This is a genomic window from Streptomyces cyaneofuscatus (assembly GCF_000718135.1).
GTDB classification, from domain to species: domain Bacteria; phylum Actinomycetota; class Actinomycetes; order Streptomycetales; family Streptomycetaceae; genus Streptomyces; species Streptomyces cyaneofuscatus.
Map to the genome: position 1 here is coordinate 19,361 of NZ_JOEM01000004.1, position 15,352 is coordinate 34,712.

Here is a 15,352-nt window from a genome sequence, read left to right on the forward strand (position 1 = left end):
ACTCAGCCGCCGGAGGTGTCCAGCTCGGCGTCGGCGCTGACACCGGAGCAGTCGTACGGGTCCTTGAGCCAGCCGTCCGGCAGGACGACCCGATTGTTGCCCGAAGTCCGCCCGCGCGGCCCGTCGGCACCGTCGGGCCAGGGCTGGTCGAGGTCCAGCTCGTGCAGCTGGCCGCCCAGCTCCTCCAGCGAGGAGGTGATGGCCAGCTTCTTGCGCATCTCGGAGCCGACGGCGAAGCCCTTGAGATACCAGGCCACGTGCTTACGGAAGTCGATCACGCCACGGGCCTCGTCGCCGATCCACTCCCCCAGCAGCGTCGCGTGGCGCACCATGACGTCCGCGACCTCGCGCAGGGTGGGCGCGTGCCGGGTCGCGCTGCCCTCCATGGCGTTCACCAGATCGGCGAAGAGCCAGGGCCGCCCGAGGCACCCGCGCCCGACCACGACACCGTCGCACCCGGTCTCGCGCATCATCCGCAGGGCGTCGTCGGCGCACCAGATGTCACCGTTGCCGAGGACGGGAATCTCCGGGACGTGCTCCTTCAGCCGGGCGATGGCGTCCCAGTCGGCGGTGCCGCCGTAGTGCTGGGCGGTGGTGCGCCCGTGCAGAGCGACAGCGGTGACCCCCTCCTCGACGGCGATGCGTCCGGCGTCCAGGAACGTGAGGTGGTCGTCGTCGATGCCCTTGCGCATCTTGATGGTGACGGGGAGGTCCCCGGCGCCCGAGACGGCCTCCTTGAGGATGGCCCGCAGCAGCGGCCGCTTGTACGGCAGCGCGGAGCCGCCGCCCTTGCGGGTGACCTTGGGCACGGGGCAGCCGAAGTTGAGGTCGATGTGGTCGGCGAGGTTCTCGTCCACGATCATGCGGACGGCCTTGCCGACGGTGACCGGGTCCACTCCGTACAGCTGGATCGAGCGCGGGGTCTCGGTCGCGTCGAAGTGGATGAGCTGCATGGTCTTCTCGTTGCGCTCGACCAGCGCCCGCGTGGTGATCATCTCGCTGACGAACAGCCCCTTGCCCCCGGAGAACTCCCGGCACAGCGTCCGGAACGGGGCGTTGGTGATGCCGGCCATGGGCGCGAGCACCACGGGGGGCTGCACGGTGTGCGGGCCGATGCGGAGCTGCGGGAGGGCGGGGGCGAGCGTGGTCATTGCTCCATTGTCGCGTACGCCGGAGGGGTGGCGGGCTCGGGCTTCCACGTAGGCGGCAGGGGGCGGCAGGGGGCGATTTTCGGCCCCGTTTCCTTGAGGCACAAATAGTTTCCACAGGGAAAGTGTCGGCGTGGCGGAGAACTTTCCGGGGTGTACCGGGCGCCCAGGTCGGCTTGTTCTGGCACGTTTACGGATTTCTGGTCGAGAACTTGTTCGTGTCGCGTGAAGGGCTCGTGGCAGCGTGTGCCGCTCCGGTGATCGCAGCGGTCACCGCGTCCACGAATCCCGCGGGGGGATCGCATGGTTTCGCGTGCTTCCGGCACGCCGTTTCGGCGTGCTCGCACATCTCGTACATCTCGCAGAAGTGCTCTGACGGCGGCCTTGGTGGTGGCCGCGCTGGGCGCTTCCGCACTCCCGGCACTGGCAGCTCCGGGTGAGGACCCGGCCCCGGCTCCGGCAGTGGGGTCGGTCTGGGGCAAGAAGGCCGATCCGGAGTCCATACCGCCGGTCAAGGTCGGCACCAACAGGCCGCCGGCCAGCGAGGAGCAGTCCGCGCCGTCGGCGGCGGAGACGGCCTGGCAGGAGGCGCAGAAGAAGCGGGCCAAGACGGGTGACAGCGCCTCGTCGCCCCCGGCGCGTTCGTCGGCAGGTGTGCGCGTGTACGTACCGGAGGGGCAGGGCGCGGTGCCCTGGCACCAGATCTCCGATGTCCGGGTCACGGACTCGCTGGTGGCGAGGATCAACCTGTCGAACGGCAATCTCATGCTCGCCGGCACCGACTTCGACGTCGCCGGCGTCGGCCAGAAGCTGCGGCTGGCCCGCACCTACAACTCGCTGGACGCCCCGTGGGGCAAGGTGTCGCAGCGGTGGTGGCAGGAGTACGAGCGCTACCTCCACGTCTTCACGAACGAGGTGGTGGTCTACGGCGCCACCGGGGACGCGGCGTTCTTCACGAAGAACGCCGACGGCACCTTCACCACGCCGAAGGGGTACTCCAAGGACCTGAAGAAGAACGCGGACGGCACGTACACGCTGACCGACCGCAAGTCCGGCTCCAAGGACACCTACGACACCAACGGCACCCTGACAAAGGTGACGGACCGGAACAAGGGCGCCATCACCGTCACCCAGCACGACGAGGGCTCGGAACACAAGGGCTTCAAGATCACGGAGACCCGCTCCGGGCGGTGGGTGGATCTGGTCAAGACCTACCCGAACCAGTGGCAGGCCAAGGATCACACCGGCCGCACCGCCGTCTTCGACCTCAACCCGGCCGGTGACCTGGCGAAGACGACGGACACCGAAGGCAAGTCCACGGTCTTCGGCTACGACTCCTCGCGCCGCCTGACGAAGATCACCACCCCCAAGGGCCGGGTGACGGTCTTCACCTACGACAACCAGAACCGGGTCACCTCGATGCTCCGGGCCACCGAGCTGAACGGCTCCGGCCACACCGGCCCGACCTGGAGCTACGCCTACTCCGCCACGAGTCCGTCGGCGGCCGGTACGACGACGGTCACGAACCCCGAGACCCACGCGACGAAGTACGAGCACGACGCGGACGGCCAGGTCACGAAGGTCACCGACGCACTGGAGCAGTCGCGCTCCAAGAAGTACGACGCGAACCGGAACGTGGAGGAGGCCGCCGACGCCATGGGCACCGGTGGCGTCGGCGGCAACGTCACGAAGTACGGCTGGGACTCCCGTAACAACCCCACCGGCTCCACGCTTCCGACCGGAGCGTCCGCGACCGTGGAGGGCTACCAGACGATCGCGGGCGCGGACCGGCCCGCCCGGTCGACGTCGGCGGACAACGAGAAGACCGAGTACACCTACGACACGGCGGGCAACACCAAGTCCGTGGCGGTCCAGGGCACCGGCGGCGGCAACCAGTCCTTCGACTACAACCCCGCCACCCCCACCTGCGGGGGCTTCGAGGGCCAGATCTGCAAGGTCACCACGAAGATGACGGCTTCCAAGTCGGTCTCCACGACCTTCACCTACGACGCCAAGGGCAACCTCAAGACGGTCAAGGCCCCGGCCCCGCTGGGCACCACCACCTACACATACGACGACCTCGGCCGGGTGTCGACGGCGAAGGACGCCCGGGGCATCACCATCACCTACGAGTACGACCACCGCGACCGGGTGAAGAAGGTCGACTCCTCCAACTACCAGGCCGTCACCTACGAGTACGACGGCGACGGCAACCTCACCCTCCGCTCGGACGGCACGGGCGTCATCAGGTACGACTTCGACCCGCTCTCCCGCGAGACGGTCCGGACCCTGCAGAACGGCTCGCAGACAGTCCTGGCCTACACCCCGGCGGGCAACGTCGACACCTACAAGGACCCGGCCGGCCTGACCGACTACACCTGGAACAAGGTCAACAAGCTCGCCGAACTCAAGGACCCCAAGGGCAAGGTCACCAAGTACGCGTACAACAAGAACGACGTCCGTACCACGACCACCTACCCGGGCAACACGGTCCAGGAGGTCACCCCGGACAAGTCCGGCCGCCCCGAGAAGATCAGGACGACCAGCCCCAAGGGCACCCTGGTCGACCTCGCCTACACCTACGCCCGCACGGACGGCAAGGACGGCGGCAAGATCCGCACCACGACGGACGCGGTCGCCGGGACGAAGACGAGCTACGAGTACGACACGGCGGGCCGCTTCTCCTACGCGGCGGAGAACAAGGGCACCACGCTCAACTCCTCCTGGCAGTACTGCTACGACCTCGCAGGCAACCTCACCTCCCAGGGCGTCGACAAGGGCTGCCCGCGCGGCACCACCTACACCATCAACGACGCCCAGCAGATCACCGCGAAGGACGGCTCCACGGCGAACTGGTCCTACGACCAGATCGGCAACGAAACCGCCGCCGCCTCCACCCTCGGGACCACCCGCACCGGCATCAAGTGGTCCGACCACTCGCAGATGACGTCGATCACGACCGGCGGCAAGACGTACGCGGGCCAGTACGGCTCCACCGACCAGTCCGAGCGCATCAAGCTCGGCGACACGTCCTTCCACAACGGCCCGCTGGGCCTCTCCGCCACCTCAACGGCCGGTGTGGACACGGGATTCAACCGTGAACCCGGGGGCACGCTGAACTCCATGACCCGCGGGGGCAAGAACCACTACTACCTGACCGACGCGCTGGGCTCGGTGGTCGCCCTGGCCGACGAGGCGGGCACGAAGGTCAACACGTACTCCTACAGCCCGCGCGGCGTGCAACGAGCCACCACCACCGAACAGGTCCCCCAGCCCTACCGCTTCGCCGGCGGCTACCAGGACCCCACAGGCCTCTACCACTTCGCGGCCCGCTACTACGACCCCAACATCGGCCGCTTCACCACCCCCGACCCCTCCGGCCAGGAAGAGAACCCCTACCTCTACGCCGAAGGCGACCCCGTCAACCGCATCGACCCCACCGGACTCCTCAGTCTCGATGGAATCGGTAATGCGCTGGGTATCGGCGGCATCGTCTACGCCGGACTGACCGAAGGCCAAGACGCAGCCGAGGCAGCCACAGCCGCCATGATCGCGGAGATCGGGATCACGGGGCTCTGCATAGCGGGAGCGGCTGCCTTCACGGCAGTGGGAGCCGCAGCCGCCACGCCCTACTGCATGGTCATCGGCGCAGCCGCAGCCACGTACGTGGGTGCCACCTACCAGAACGACCTGAGCTGACGAGAGGAGGGCCGAGGCCCGCCTCGGCCCTCACGACAGGAGACAATGAGATGATCCAGCCAGGACGCGAAAGAACCATCGCCCCCCTTGGCCTTCTGCAGATTGTCTGCGGAATTCTGCTCATCACCATGTTCAGCCATTCCTCTGTCGCAAGTGGCTGCGGTCTGCTGCTCCTGGTGTCAGGATGCCTTTCATTGGTCCTTGCGTTCATGAGCAGAAGGAAAGCCCGGCGATGAAGATCAGCGCTCCGATGCCCCTGGAGTCTCCCGAGGCCGGCATGATTTTCGTGATTCTCTTCGTCGTCCTCGTGGTGCCTCTCATCGCGTGGTTCCGTTACCGGAAGTAGTTTCGGGAAAGAGCGCATTCTTCCCTCCCCCTCTCGGTCCGACCTACTCGACAGGTCGGACCGAAAGGGTAGTGGTTCTTCCGGGTGGACCCTCGCGACGGGACTCTCCTGATGGCGATCGGAGCGGTCCTAGTGATGATCGCCGGGCCGGCTTGGCTTGCGATCGTTCTCATCGTCGCGGCTTGTTGCGGACTGGCAGGAGCCTTCGCGTCTCAGGCCTGGACGAGAGGAATCACATGTGGGTTTTCGCGTCTGAAGGAAAAAGCTCGTGGGTACCTGAAGGATGGGCCCTTCCAGGATTGGCCATTTGCCTCACTTTTTTCCTCATTTCCACATTGATCATCCGTCATCGAAACAAGAAATAGTGCGGATGCAATATCTGCGGCATCAGCGAAAGTAGAGGCATCGGGCCGGGGATACGATTCGCCCGGCCCATTTCCCCGGCCGGCTACTCGTCAACCGTCGCGCGTGGTCACTGACCGGTGGATGGCCGTCCCGCCGTGGTCTGCGCGTCGGCTGCCGCGATCACCATGTCGGCCAGTTCTCCGGCGGACTGTCCGCGACCCGCGTCGATGCGATGCAGGCCCAGCCTGTCGACGGCCTCGATCATGAGTGTCTGGTAGCGCTCGGTGCGGGCCAGGAACCGGTCCATCAGGGCCTGTTCCTGGTCGGTTGCCGCTTCGTAGCGGCCCGCCGCGTGAACGCGGGCGCGTACTACGGAGTCGTCGGCGGTGAGCCACACGGCGGCCGTGCACGGGACCTGGAGCGTCGCGGCGCGGACGGGCCAGAGTGCCGAACCCTCCAGAACCACGCCCGTCCTGCCGCGACCCGCGGCCGCATGGGTCGCGATCAACTCTTCGATGCGGGGCCACAGTCGATCGTAGTGGCCGAGAACGGACGCGATCAGTTCGTCGACCGTAAGTGATCCGTAGTGCTCGGCCACGTGCGCCGGCACCTCCCACTCCGGGGTTCTCCAAGGCCGCCCAGGATGCCGGGCCAACGCGTCGGTGCTCAGGCACTCGAACCCGAGTTTCTCCGCCACCACGTGGGCAACGGTCGACTTTCCGACGTTCGACGTCCCGCCGATCAGAACCACCCGTACATCACGCACGTCAACGACCCTACTGATCGGCCCTACGCACGGCGGAGAGGGTCAGTCGATGCAGAACTCGTTGCCCTCGATGTCCAGCATCGGGATGCACGCATCGTGGCCGTCGTACAGCGTCTGCACGTGTACGGCTCCGAGCGGCTCCAGGCGCGCACGTTCGGCCTCCAGTGCGGCGAGACGCTCTTCACCCACAAGGCCCGTGCCTACCCGTACATCAAGGTGCACCCGGTTCTTGACGGCCTTCCCCTCCGGAACACGCTGAAAGAAGAGCCGTGGGCCCACCCCTGAGGGATCCGTACAGGCGAACCATGAGTCCTGCCGCTCCGGGGGCTGCGAGCGCCGGTAATCGTCCCAGGTCGCGAACGGCTCCGGTGGAGGCGGTACGACGTACCCCAGCACCTCGCACCAGAAGCGGGCGAGGCGCTCAGGTTCCGCGCAGTCGAAGGTGACTTGGAACTGCTTGGTCGACGGCATCGGCGCACTCTACCAACAGGCCCTGAGGCCTTACTCGTTCACGTGGGGCCCACATACCAGTCCGAAAGCGTCCCTCACCACCGGCGGTTCACCGTGGCTTTCGGGCCGGTCACCAGGCTGGCCGCCGGGACGTCCTCGGCCACCACCGCCCCGGCAGCGATCACCGCGTCCCTGCCGATGGTGACGCCCGGCAGGATCGTGGCGCCGGCACCGATCCAGACGTTCTCCTGTACGTGGATGGGCCCGCCGGTGAGGTAGTGGCGCCGCTCCTCCGGGTCGACCGGATGGCCGCTCGTGATGAACGTGGCCTTCGGGCCGACCATCACGCGCTCGTCGAGCCGGATTCCCGCGTAGTCCAGGAACGTGCAGTTCTGGTTGATGAACACCCGCTCGGCCAGGTCGAGACGGAGGCCGTGGTCGGTGAAGAAGGGCGGGTAGATCGTCGTCCCGGGCGGCAGCGGCCGGCCGAGGATCTGGGCGAACAGGGCCGCCTTGCCCTCCTCGTCCTCGAAGGGCAGGACGTTCAGCCGGGAGGTGAGTTCGGTGGCCCGGAGCACCCTGTCGGCCATGGCCTGGAACTCGGGGCTGTGGATGCGCATGAGACGGTCACTGGGCATGAGCACCACCCTGCCACCCGCCCACCGCAAGGCCGAGCTCACCAGGAGCCCGAGGCGCATCCCGCCTCGGGCTCCCCAGCCTCCGCGCCCCGGCCACTCACATGTTGGCGAGGACCGCGCCCAGGACCATGCCGCCCACCAGCCCGATGGCGCTGACCACGATGGCGACCGTGGAGAGCCGCTCGTGCCGGACGGCCTTGGCGATGATGGCCATCACCAGGCCGGCCAGGGCGAAGACGATCGGCAGGATGATGAACCCGATCACGCCCAGGACGATCGCGATGATGCTGAGCACGTTGCTGCTCGCCCCGCGCTGAGGCGCGCCGTGGTGCTGCTGCCCGGTCGGCTGGTTGCCGTACTGCGTAGTCATCTGCCACTCCTTCGGGACGTCTCGCTCCGAGATCCGATCCCGATGTGGACCGGCCTATCGCTCGGGTGCCCCGAAGTTCCTTGCCGACACCGCTACTTGGGCTCGGCGGCCAGAGCGATGCGGTGCAGCCGCTCCAGCCGGGTGCGGGTCTCCTCGTCCACCGGCGGGTAGCTGACCAGGCGCGGCCCGCTCGCCGGGCCGAGCCAGAGGTTGGTGTGCTCCACGTGCAGCAGCCCCACGCGGGCGTTGCGGATGTACTTGGTCCTCCCCTTCTGGTCGACCACCTCGTGGCGCTCCCACACCTCCCGGAACTCCGGCGACCGCGTCTCCAGCCGGTGCAGCAGCGCCTTCCAGGCGGGTTCGGCCAGGTGCCCGGCCATCGAGGCGCGGAACTTGGCGGCCATCATCCGGGTGACCTCGGGCAGGTCGACGATCGAGGCCCGCCAGTCGTCGTGGGTGAAGGCCAGCAGCAGGCAGTTGCGGTCCTCGGGCGGCAGCGCGTCGAGGTCGCAGAGCAGCCGGGAGTAGGTGCGGTTGTACGCGAGGACGTCGTACCGGCTGTTCTGGACGCAGGCCGGGATGGGGTCGAGCTGCTCCAGCATGGTCCGCAGCGCGGGCGTGACCGTGGGGCACTCGGTGCCGGGCGCCGGGTCGGGGGCGGCGGCGAGCGCGAAGAGGTGGGCGCGTTCGCTGGGGTCGAGGAGCAGGGCGCGGGCGAGGGCGTCCAGCACCTGGGCGGAGACCTGGATGTCCCGGGCCTGCTCCAGCCAGGTGTACCAGGTGACGCCGACCGCGGAGAGCTGGGCGACCTCCTCGCGGCGCAGCCCCGGGGTGCGCCGACGGCGCCCGCGTACGAGGCCGACCTGCTCGGGCGTGATGCGCTCGCGGCGGCTGCGCAGAAACGCGGCCAGCTCGTGCCGCCGCATCTCGGACGGGCTCTCGGACGGGCTCTCCGTGCTGTCCGCCGCGAGCAGGGGCTCGGCTGCCATGGTCGTCATGCCTCCAGGGTGCCGGGTGTCCCGGCCTGGTGCCAGGTAGTGCTGGTACCAGGATAAAGGGACTCTGGTACCAGGCTGGGATCGGCGGCAGAGTCGACGGCGTGAGTGAATCGTCCGTACACGCATCCCGACGCACAGCCCTCGGTACGGCGGTCCGGGCGACGCCCCCCGTCCACCACCACGACCACCCCTCCCCCGTGCTCGGCCCGCTGGGCCTGTTCACCGTGCTCCTGGGCGCCGCGCTCCCGCTCGTCGACTTCTTCATCGTCAACGTGGCCCTGCCCACGATCGACCACGACCTCGACGCGGGCCCCGCCCTGCTCGAACTCGTCGTCGCGGGGTACGGCCTCGCGTACGCCGTCCTCCTCGTCCTGGGCGGCCGGCTCGGCGACATGATGGGCCGCCGCCGGCTGTTCCTGATCGGGATGGCCGCCTTCGGGATCACCTCGCTGGCCTGCGGGCTCGCCCCGGACGCCTGGACGCTGGTCGGCGCCCGGGTCGCGCAGGGCGCCGCCGCCGCCCTGATGCTGCCGCAGGTGCTGGCCACGATCCCAGGCGGCGACGCGGGGCCCGCGCCGGGCCCGGGCGATGAGTCTGTACGGGGCGACGGCCGGGCTCTCCATGGTCGCGGGCCAGATCCTGGGCGGAGTGCTGGTCGCGGCCGCCCCGATGTCGTCGGTGTTCGGCGAGAGCGCGGGCTGGCGGTCGGTGTTCCTGGTCAACGTGCCGGTGGCCGTGGTGGGTCTGATCCTGGCCGCCCGGGTGGTGCCGGAGACCCGTTCGGACCGCCCCGCCCCCGTCGACGTACCGGGAACGCTGCTCCTGGCGCTGTCCCTGGTGACGCTGCTGGCCCCGCTCACGGAGGGGCGGGCCGCCGGGTGGCCGCTGTGGACCTGGCTGTCGCTGGGGCTGTTCCCGGTCGCCGCGTACGCCTTCTACCGGGTGGAGCGGCGGGCCGACCGGCTGGGCCGCGTACCGCTGGTGCCACCGAGCCTGCTGCGGCTGGACTCGCTGCGGCGGGGGCTGGCGCTGGTGGTGCCGTTCTCGATCGGCTTCGGCGGCTTCATGTTCGTGATCGCGGTGGCGCTCCAGCAGGGGTTGCGGATGGGCCCGGCGGCGGCCGGTCTCTCGCTGGCCCCGATGGCGTTGGCGTTCTTCGGGGCCTCGCTCGCCGGTCCCCGACTGATCCGCCGCTACGGCACCCGGGTCGTGACGGCGGGCGGGCTGATCCAGGCGGTGGGCGTGGTGGTGCTGGTGCTGACCGTGCACTCCGCGTGGGAGGGCCTCGGGCTGTGGGGCCTGCTGCCGGGTGTCGCCGTCGCGGGCCTCGGGCAGGGCCTCCAACTCCCCGTGCTCTTCCGGATCGTGCTCTCCGACGTACCGCCGGAGAAGGCCGGGGTGGGCGGCGGCGTGATGACGACGACGCAGCAGGCGGCCCTCGCCCTCGGGGTGGCCACGCTCGGCACCCTGTTCCTGGCGCTGGTGCCGGGCCTCGGCATGCGGGACGCGCTGATCGTGACGCTGCTGGTGCAGCTGGCGGCGGTGGCGCTGACGGTCGGGCTGAGCCTGCGGCTGCCGCGTACGGTGGCGTGAGCGGCTGAGGGGGGCCTTGACCTGCGGGGGTACGTCACCGACCGCGGTCGGAGCCTTCGCGTCCGCTGATAGGTTCCTGCGATGAACGAGCAACTACCGAGCGGCGGACATGCGTTGTCTCCCGACGAGATCGAAGCCCTCGACGCGCGGTGGTCCTCCTCCTGGTCCCCGGCCGAGGTCGCGCGGCGGCTGGCCGGGATCGGTGCGCCCTGGTACGTGGCCGCCGGCTGGGCGCTGGATCTGTTCCGGGGGCGGCAGACGCGGCCTCACGGGGACATCGAGATCGGGATTCCGGCCGCGCGCTTTCCGGAGGTACGCGACCGCTTCCCCGGGTACGTCTTCGACGCGGCCGGCAGCGGCCGGATCTGGGGGGACGCGTCACCGGAGGTCCTGGCCGGCGTGCATCAGACCTGGCTCCGCGATCCGGCCACCGGCGACTACCTGCTCGACGTGTTCCGCGAGCCGCACGACAGCGACACCTGGATCTGCCGGCGGGACGAGGAGATCCGGCTTCCGTACGGCGACATCATCCGCCGCTCCCCGGACGGCATCCCTTATCTGACGCCCGAGTTGGTCCTGCTGTTCAAGGCCAAGCACCGCCGCCCGAAGGACCAGGCGGACTTCGACGCGACCGTCCCGTACCTCTCCCCGGCCCAGCGCGCGACCCTGACCGGGCTGCTCACCCGCGTACATCCGGGGCACGTCTGGCTGGCGGACCTGTAAGGCGGCGGCGAAAAGGGCTGTGCCCTCGGAAGCCGGGTGCCCCGGAACCTTTCCGTTCCGGGGCACCCGGCTCACCGCACGTCCGGGCCGATGCGCGCCGTCGTACGGCTCGTCGAGTCGTACGTCCGGGACCTGGCCCACCACCCCGGCGCCGCCGCTCCCGGCGGAAGCCAACGGCCGTCGGAGCCGGGCCAGATGGCACCGCGCCCCCGGCCGAGCGTGATGTGCGGGACCCATCGGCCAGGAGCGAGCAGCGGATGGGACCGGCCGTCGCCGTCGGCCTCCCGCAGGATCCGCCACACCCTCTCGTGCAGGGTGAGCAGCGCGACGTCCGGCCGGACCGCCCAGGCCAGCACATTGTTCCGGCCGGAGAAGCGCAGCAGCCCGGTCAGGTGGAGCGGCAGCGGCAGCGCGTCGAGCGCCTCCGCCAGCGCTCCACGGGTGGCGGCCGGCAGGACGTCCGCCGTGGCGAGCGTGAGGTGCGGCCGGTTGGTCGGGTGGCGGTGGCCGGCCTGGCTGGGGAGGCCCTCGTCGGCGATGGCCCGCCACACGCGCCGTACGACCCGCTCGGTCGCCTCGTCCGGCAGGAGCTCGATGCTGTGCACCAGCGCAGCGTACGACCGGGCTGCCGCAATTCGGTTGCGCGCCGGCGCTCGGCTTGTCCGACGACAGGCCCTAGACCTGCTGCGGGTGGCCGCCGTCGCCCTCGATCACCAGCCGGTCGGTGCCGGGCTCCTCCGCCCCTTCGACCACCGTGACGTCGATCGTGCCGTCGCCGGTGGTGTCGAACTGGTAGACGTCCGCGACGCCGTCACCGGTCGTGTCCGTCATCCACACGTCGGGCTTGCCGTCGCCGTTGGTGTCCGCGCTGAGGAGGACATGGTGCTCGTCCCCCTGGGTCACCGTCGATTCTTCGGTGGATCCGTTGGTTTCCATGGCGGCCGGTTGCCCCCGGGAGACGTTTCAAAACTCCGCAGGTGTACGCCGAACGGCAAGCACCGGAACAGGATGGACAGATGCTCGACTACGACGACGAGGCCCTGCACTACGACGCGTCCCGAGGCGGTGAACCGAGAGCCCGCGCGGCTGCGGACGCGGTGGAGCGGCTCCTGCCGCAGGGGCCGGGCGTGGTCCTGGACATCGCGTGCGGCACGGGCATCGTGACCGAGCGGCTGCGGGGTCCGGGGCGGACGGTGGTGGGCGTCGACCGGTCGCCCGGGATGCTGGGCCTGGCCGGGCGGCGGATGCCAGGAGGTGTCGTACGGGGCGACGCCACGAGGCTGCCCTTCGCGGCGGCCTCGGTGGACGCCGTCGTCATCGTATGGCTGCTCCATCTGCTGCCGGACCCCGAACCGGTGCTGGCCGAGGCGGCCAGGGTGCTGCGGCCCGGCGGGGTGCTGATCACCACCGTCGACAAGAACGGCGGGTACTTCGCCGAGGACAGCGACATCGCCCGGGTGACGGCGGACCTGCGACAGCAGTACGCACCCCAGGCGCCCGACGACTCCGCCCGGGTGCTCCGTTGGGCGGCGGAGCGGGGACTGCGGGTGGCCGGCCGGACGGTGTTCCCCGGCACCGGGCAGGGCCGCAGCCCCCGCAGGTGGTGCGAGGCGATCGGCGCGGAACTCATCTCCTGGTGCACCCATGCGTCGCCGGACCAGCTGGCCGACGTACGGCGACGGCTCGCCGCCCTGCCGGACCAGGACGTGGCCCGCCCGGACCCGCAGTACCGACTGGTGGCCCTCAAGTCGCGACCGTCGGAAAGCCAGGCGGCGAGGTATCAACCAGCCCCGGCAGCACGTCAGAAGACGGACAGCCCGGTGAGCGTGGTGAAGCGGTCGAGGGCCGACACACCCGCCACCGAGTTGCCGCGCTTGTCGAGCCCCGGGCTCCAGACGCACAGGGTGCAGACCCCGGGCACGATGGCGATGATCCCGCCGCCGACGCCGCTCTTGCCCGGCAGCCCCACCCGGTAGGCGAACTCCCCGGCCGCGTCGTACGTCCCGCAGGTGAGCATGACCGCGTTGACCTGCTTCGCCTGGCTGCGGGTCAGCAGCGCCGAACCATCGGCCCGGACACCGCCCCGGGCCAGGAATCCGGCGGCGAGGGCCAGGTCCGCGCACGAGGCCTCGATGGAGCACTGCCGGAAGTAGGCGGCGAGCAGGGCCGGGACCGGCAGGGTGATGTTGCCGTAGGAGGCCATGAAGTGGGCCAGCGCCGCGTTACGGTCCCCGAAGGCGGCCTCGGAGGCGGCGACCTGCGGGACGAAGTCGATGGTGGGATTGCCGCTCTCGGCGCGCAGCAGGTCCCGCACCTGGCCGGCGGCATCCCCGGTCAGAGCCTGCAACCGGTCGGTCACGACCAGCGCACCGGCGTTGATGAACGGATTACGGGGGATCCCGTTCTCGTACTCCAGCTGCACGAGCGAGTTGAAGGGGTTGCCCGACGGCTCGCGCCCCACGCCCTGCCAGAGCTGCCCGCCGTCCAGGGAGAGCGCCAGGGCCAGGGCGAACACCTTCGAGATGGACTGCGTCGAGAACGGCTGCTGCCAGTCGCCGACACCGTAGACGGTCCCGTCCGGCTCCGCGACGGCCATGCCGAACCGCCGGGGGTCGGCACCGGCGAGCATCGGTATGTAGTCGGCCGGGGTGCCGTGGTCGGTCAGCGCGGCCATCTCCTCGGCGATACGGCTGATCACCGAGGAGAACCGGTGGGAGCCGGAGCGCGGGGCGGGGCTGCATGCCCGAGGGGCGGCGGAGATGTGGGACACGGCGTTTCCTGACAGGGAGGGGTGCGGGCAAAGCGGGGGCGGGGGCCGCCCACAGTCTGACCCGCCCGCCGGATACGGCCAAGAAACCCCTCGCGCCGGGCCCCCGCATCGGCTCCCGGCCGGTTCACGCCCCCCGCGCCCAGAGGAACCGGAGCTCGGGGTGGCGGGGGCCGGGGGCGTCGAGCAGCGGACGGTGGAGCCCCAGCAGGAACCGGTCGAAGAACGCGGTGGCGCAGGCGCGGGTGACCGTCGCCGCGCGGTGCGGTGCGATCGTGCCGAGGTACTCGTCGTACAGCGGCTCGGGCCACCGCTCCCGCAGCCCGGCGGCGGCCGCGAGGGCGGGTACGTCGGTGGCCGAGAGGTGGCCGCCGCCGGTCAGGTGCAGGTGGCGGCCCCAACCGCGGTGACGGGCCCGCCACCGGGCCCAGGTCTCGTGGTCGGGCGAGGAGGTGAGCAGCAGGAAGGGCCGGTCGAGCCCGGTCTCGGGCACGGTGGTGCCGAACAGGCCGCCGTCCAGGTCCAGCCCGGCGACGAAGCGCCGGTCGGTCCGCAGGGCCTCGGCAGCGGCGGCCCCGCCCAGGGAGTGGCCGAGCAGCCCGACGCGCTGGACGGGAACCCCGGCGAGGGGCCGGCCACGACGGCACAATGCATCGGCGACACAGCGCAGGTCCGCGGCGCGCACGGCGACCTCCAGCCGGTCCTGCGCGTCCCAGTCGTCCGGTTCGGCCGGGAGGGCGCCGAGCACCAGACGGCCGTCGGGGAAGCGGACGGCGGCGGCGTCGTAGGTGTGGTCGACGGCGGCGACGAGGTGCCCGTGCGAGGCGAGCTCCTCGGCCAGACCGCTGGTGAGGATGCGGGAGGCCCCACGCCCGTGGCTCACCACCACGGCCGAACGGATCCCGGCGATGGGCCGGCCCCCCGCCCGGGCATGCGTACCGACCCCCTTGAGCACCCCCGGCCGCATGCCCCAGCCGGCCTCCAGCGCCGCGCCGGTGCCCGGGTCGGTGTAGGGGACGGCGGGGGTACGGGGGTGGGGCGCGGGAGCCGGGGAGCTGGTCGGGTACCAGAGCTGGACCATGAGCCTGCGGGGCCCGGGCCGCGAGGCGAACGGGTCCGTGCGCCCGAAGTCGGTGAGCGGCAGGGACCGGGTGGCGACGGAGTGCCTGCCGGTGGGACGCGGCAGGACGGCGCGCGTGGCCGAGCGAGGGAGAGCGGCGGCGGCGGAGGCGGTGGCGGCGGAGGCGGTGGCGGTGGCGGTCGGCAGTGCGCCGGAGCCGAGGGCTGCGAGGGCGGCGGTGAGCGCGGCACGTCGGGTGAACACCGGTATCTCCTCGGAAGGGGGAGGCAGGGGGCGATCGGGGCGGAATTCAGCCACACCTTATTTGGTCTGGACCAATCGCGGGAGGTGTTCCGCAGGAGTCCTCGGGGCGGCCCCGGGCGAGCAAGCAGATCCGCAAGATCGATCAACAGGGATCCGCATGGCTTCGGCCGCCACGGGCGCCCGCC

At 70.5% G+C, this 15,352-nt stretch carries 12 protein-coding genes and 2 pseudogenes; 4 read left to right on the plus strand and 10 right to left on the minus strand.

The features are described 5' to 3' along the window. Positions 1-2: 2 nt before the first annotated feature. Positions 3-1,151 (minus strand): tRNA dihydrouridine synthase DusB, encoded by a 1,149-nt coding sequence (gene dusB, locus IF17_RS0107235; RefSeq protein WP_030563324.1) that lies wholly within the window; start codon positions 1,149-1,151, stop codon positions 3-5. A 387-nt stretch (positions 1,152-1,538) separates the two neighbouring features. Between dusB and IF17_RS0107240 the strand changes: the two genes are divergently transcribed. Continuing rightward, complete coding sequence (locus tag IF17_RS0107240) at positions 1,539-4,847, plus strand: RHS repeat-associated core domain-containing protein (RefSeq protein ID WP_425315160.1); 3,309 nt, start codon at positions 1,539-1,541, stop codon at positions 4,845-4,847. An 818-nt stretch (positions 4,848-5,665) separates the two neighbouring features. Here the strand turns inward: IF17_RS0107240 and IF17_RS0107250 are convergent. From IF17_RS0107250 to IF17_RS0107270, 5 genes are all read right to left on the minus strand, one after another. Further along, a complete protein-coding gene (locus tag IF17_RS0107250; RefSeq protein WP_244890433.1) occupies positions 5,666-6,304 on the minus strand; it encodes a P-loop nucleotide/nucleoside kinase family protein in 639 nt (212 codons plus the stop codon). A 42-nt stretch (positions 6,305-6,346) separates the two neighbouring features. Further along, positions 6,347-6,775, minus strand: a complete 429-nt coding sequence (locus IF17_RS0107255; RefSeq protein WP_030563330.1) for a VOC family protein — start codon at positions 6,773-6,775, stop codon at positions 6,347-6,349. Between the two features lie 74 nt (positions 6,776-6,849). Then, entirely contained in the window at positions 6,850-7,392 is a 543-nt protein-coding gene (locus IF17_RS0107260; protein ID WP_030563332.1) for a DapH/DapD/GlmU-related protein, read from the minus strand. Between the two features lie 97 nt (positions 7,393-7,489). Next, complete coding sequence (locus tag IF17_RS0107265) at positions 7,490-7,762, minus strand: hypothetical protein (protein WP_030563334.1); 273 nt, start codon at positions 7,760-7,762, stop codon at positions 7,490-7,492. Between the two features lie 92 nt (positions 7,763-7,854). Then, complete coding sequence (locus tag IF17_RS0107270; RefSeq protein ID WP_030563336.1) at positions 7,855-8,760, minus strand: MmyB family transcriptional regulator; 906 nt, start codon at positions 8,758-8,760, stop codon at positions 7,855-7,857. A gap of 197 nt (positions 8,761-8,957) precedes the next feature. On the opposite strand from IF17_RS0107270, the pseudogene IF17_RS01000000136190 reads away from it, so the two are divergent. Together IF17_RS01000000136190 and IF17_RS0107280 are read left to right on the plus strand one after the other, a co-directional pair. After that, a pseudogene (locus IF17_RS01000000136190) lies at positions 8,958-10,353 on the plus strand (MFS transporter). A gap of 81 nt (positions 10,354-10,434) precedes the next feature. Beyond that, positions 10,435-11,076: a nucleotidyltransferase domain-containing protein gene (locus IF17_RS0107280; RefSeq protein WP_030563338.1), complete on the plus strand. Its 642-nt coding sequence runs from the start codon at positions 10,435-10,437 to the stop codon at positions 11,074-11,076. 71 nt (positions 11,077-11,147) lie between these two features. Here the strand turns inward: IF17_RS0107280 and IF17_RS0107285 are convergent, their stop codons facing one another. Both IF17_RS0107285 and IF17_RS0107290 read right to left on the minus strand, forming a co-directional pair. Continuing rightward, positions 11,148-11,681, minus strand: a complete 534-nt coding sequence (locus tag IF17_RS0107285; RefSeq protein ID WP_030563341.1) for a 2'-5' RNA ligase family protein — start codon at positions 11,679-11,681, stop codon at positions 11,148-11,150. Positions 11,682-11,751: 70 nt separating this feature from the next. Continuing rightward, on the minus strand, positions 11,752-12,012 hold the full coding sequence (locus tag IF17_RS0107290) for a hypothetical protein (RefSeq protein WP_030563343.1): 261 nt from the start codon (positions 12,010-12,012) through the stop codon (positions 11,752-11,754). 80 nt (positions 12,013-12,092) lie between these two features. Between IF17_RS0107290 and IF17_RS1000000137575 the strand changes: the two are divergent. Next, positions 12,093-12,827, plus strand: a pseudogene (locus tag IF17_RS1000000137575) (class I SAM-dependent methyltransferase); the annotation flags it as partial. 50 nt (positions 12,828-12,877) lie between these two features. On the opposite strand, the gene IF17_RS0107300 reads toward IF17_RS1000000137575, so the two are convergent. Beyond that, on the minus strand, positions 12,878-13,846 hold the full coding sequence (locus IF17_RS0107300; RefSeq protein ID WP_030563347.1) for a glutaminase: 969 nt from the start codon (positions 13,844-13,846) through the stop codon (positions 12,878-12,880). A 124-nt stretch (positions 13,847-13,970) separates the two neighbouring features. After that, complete coding sequence (locus IF17_RS0107305) at positions 13,971-15,167, minus strand: alpha/beta hydrolase family protein (protein ID WP_030563349.1); 1,197 nt, start codon at positions 15,165-15,167, stop codon at positions 13,971-13,973. Positions 15,168-15,352: the final 185 nt, after the last annotated feature.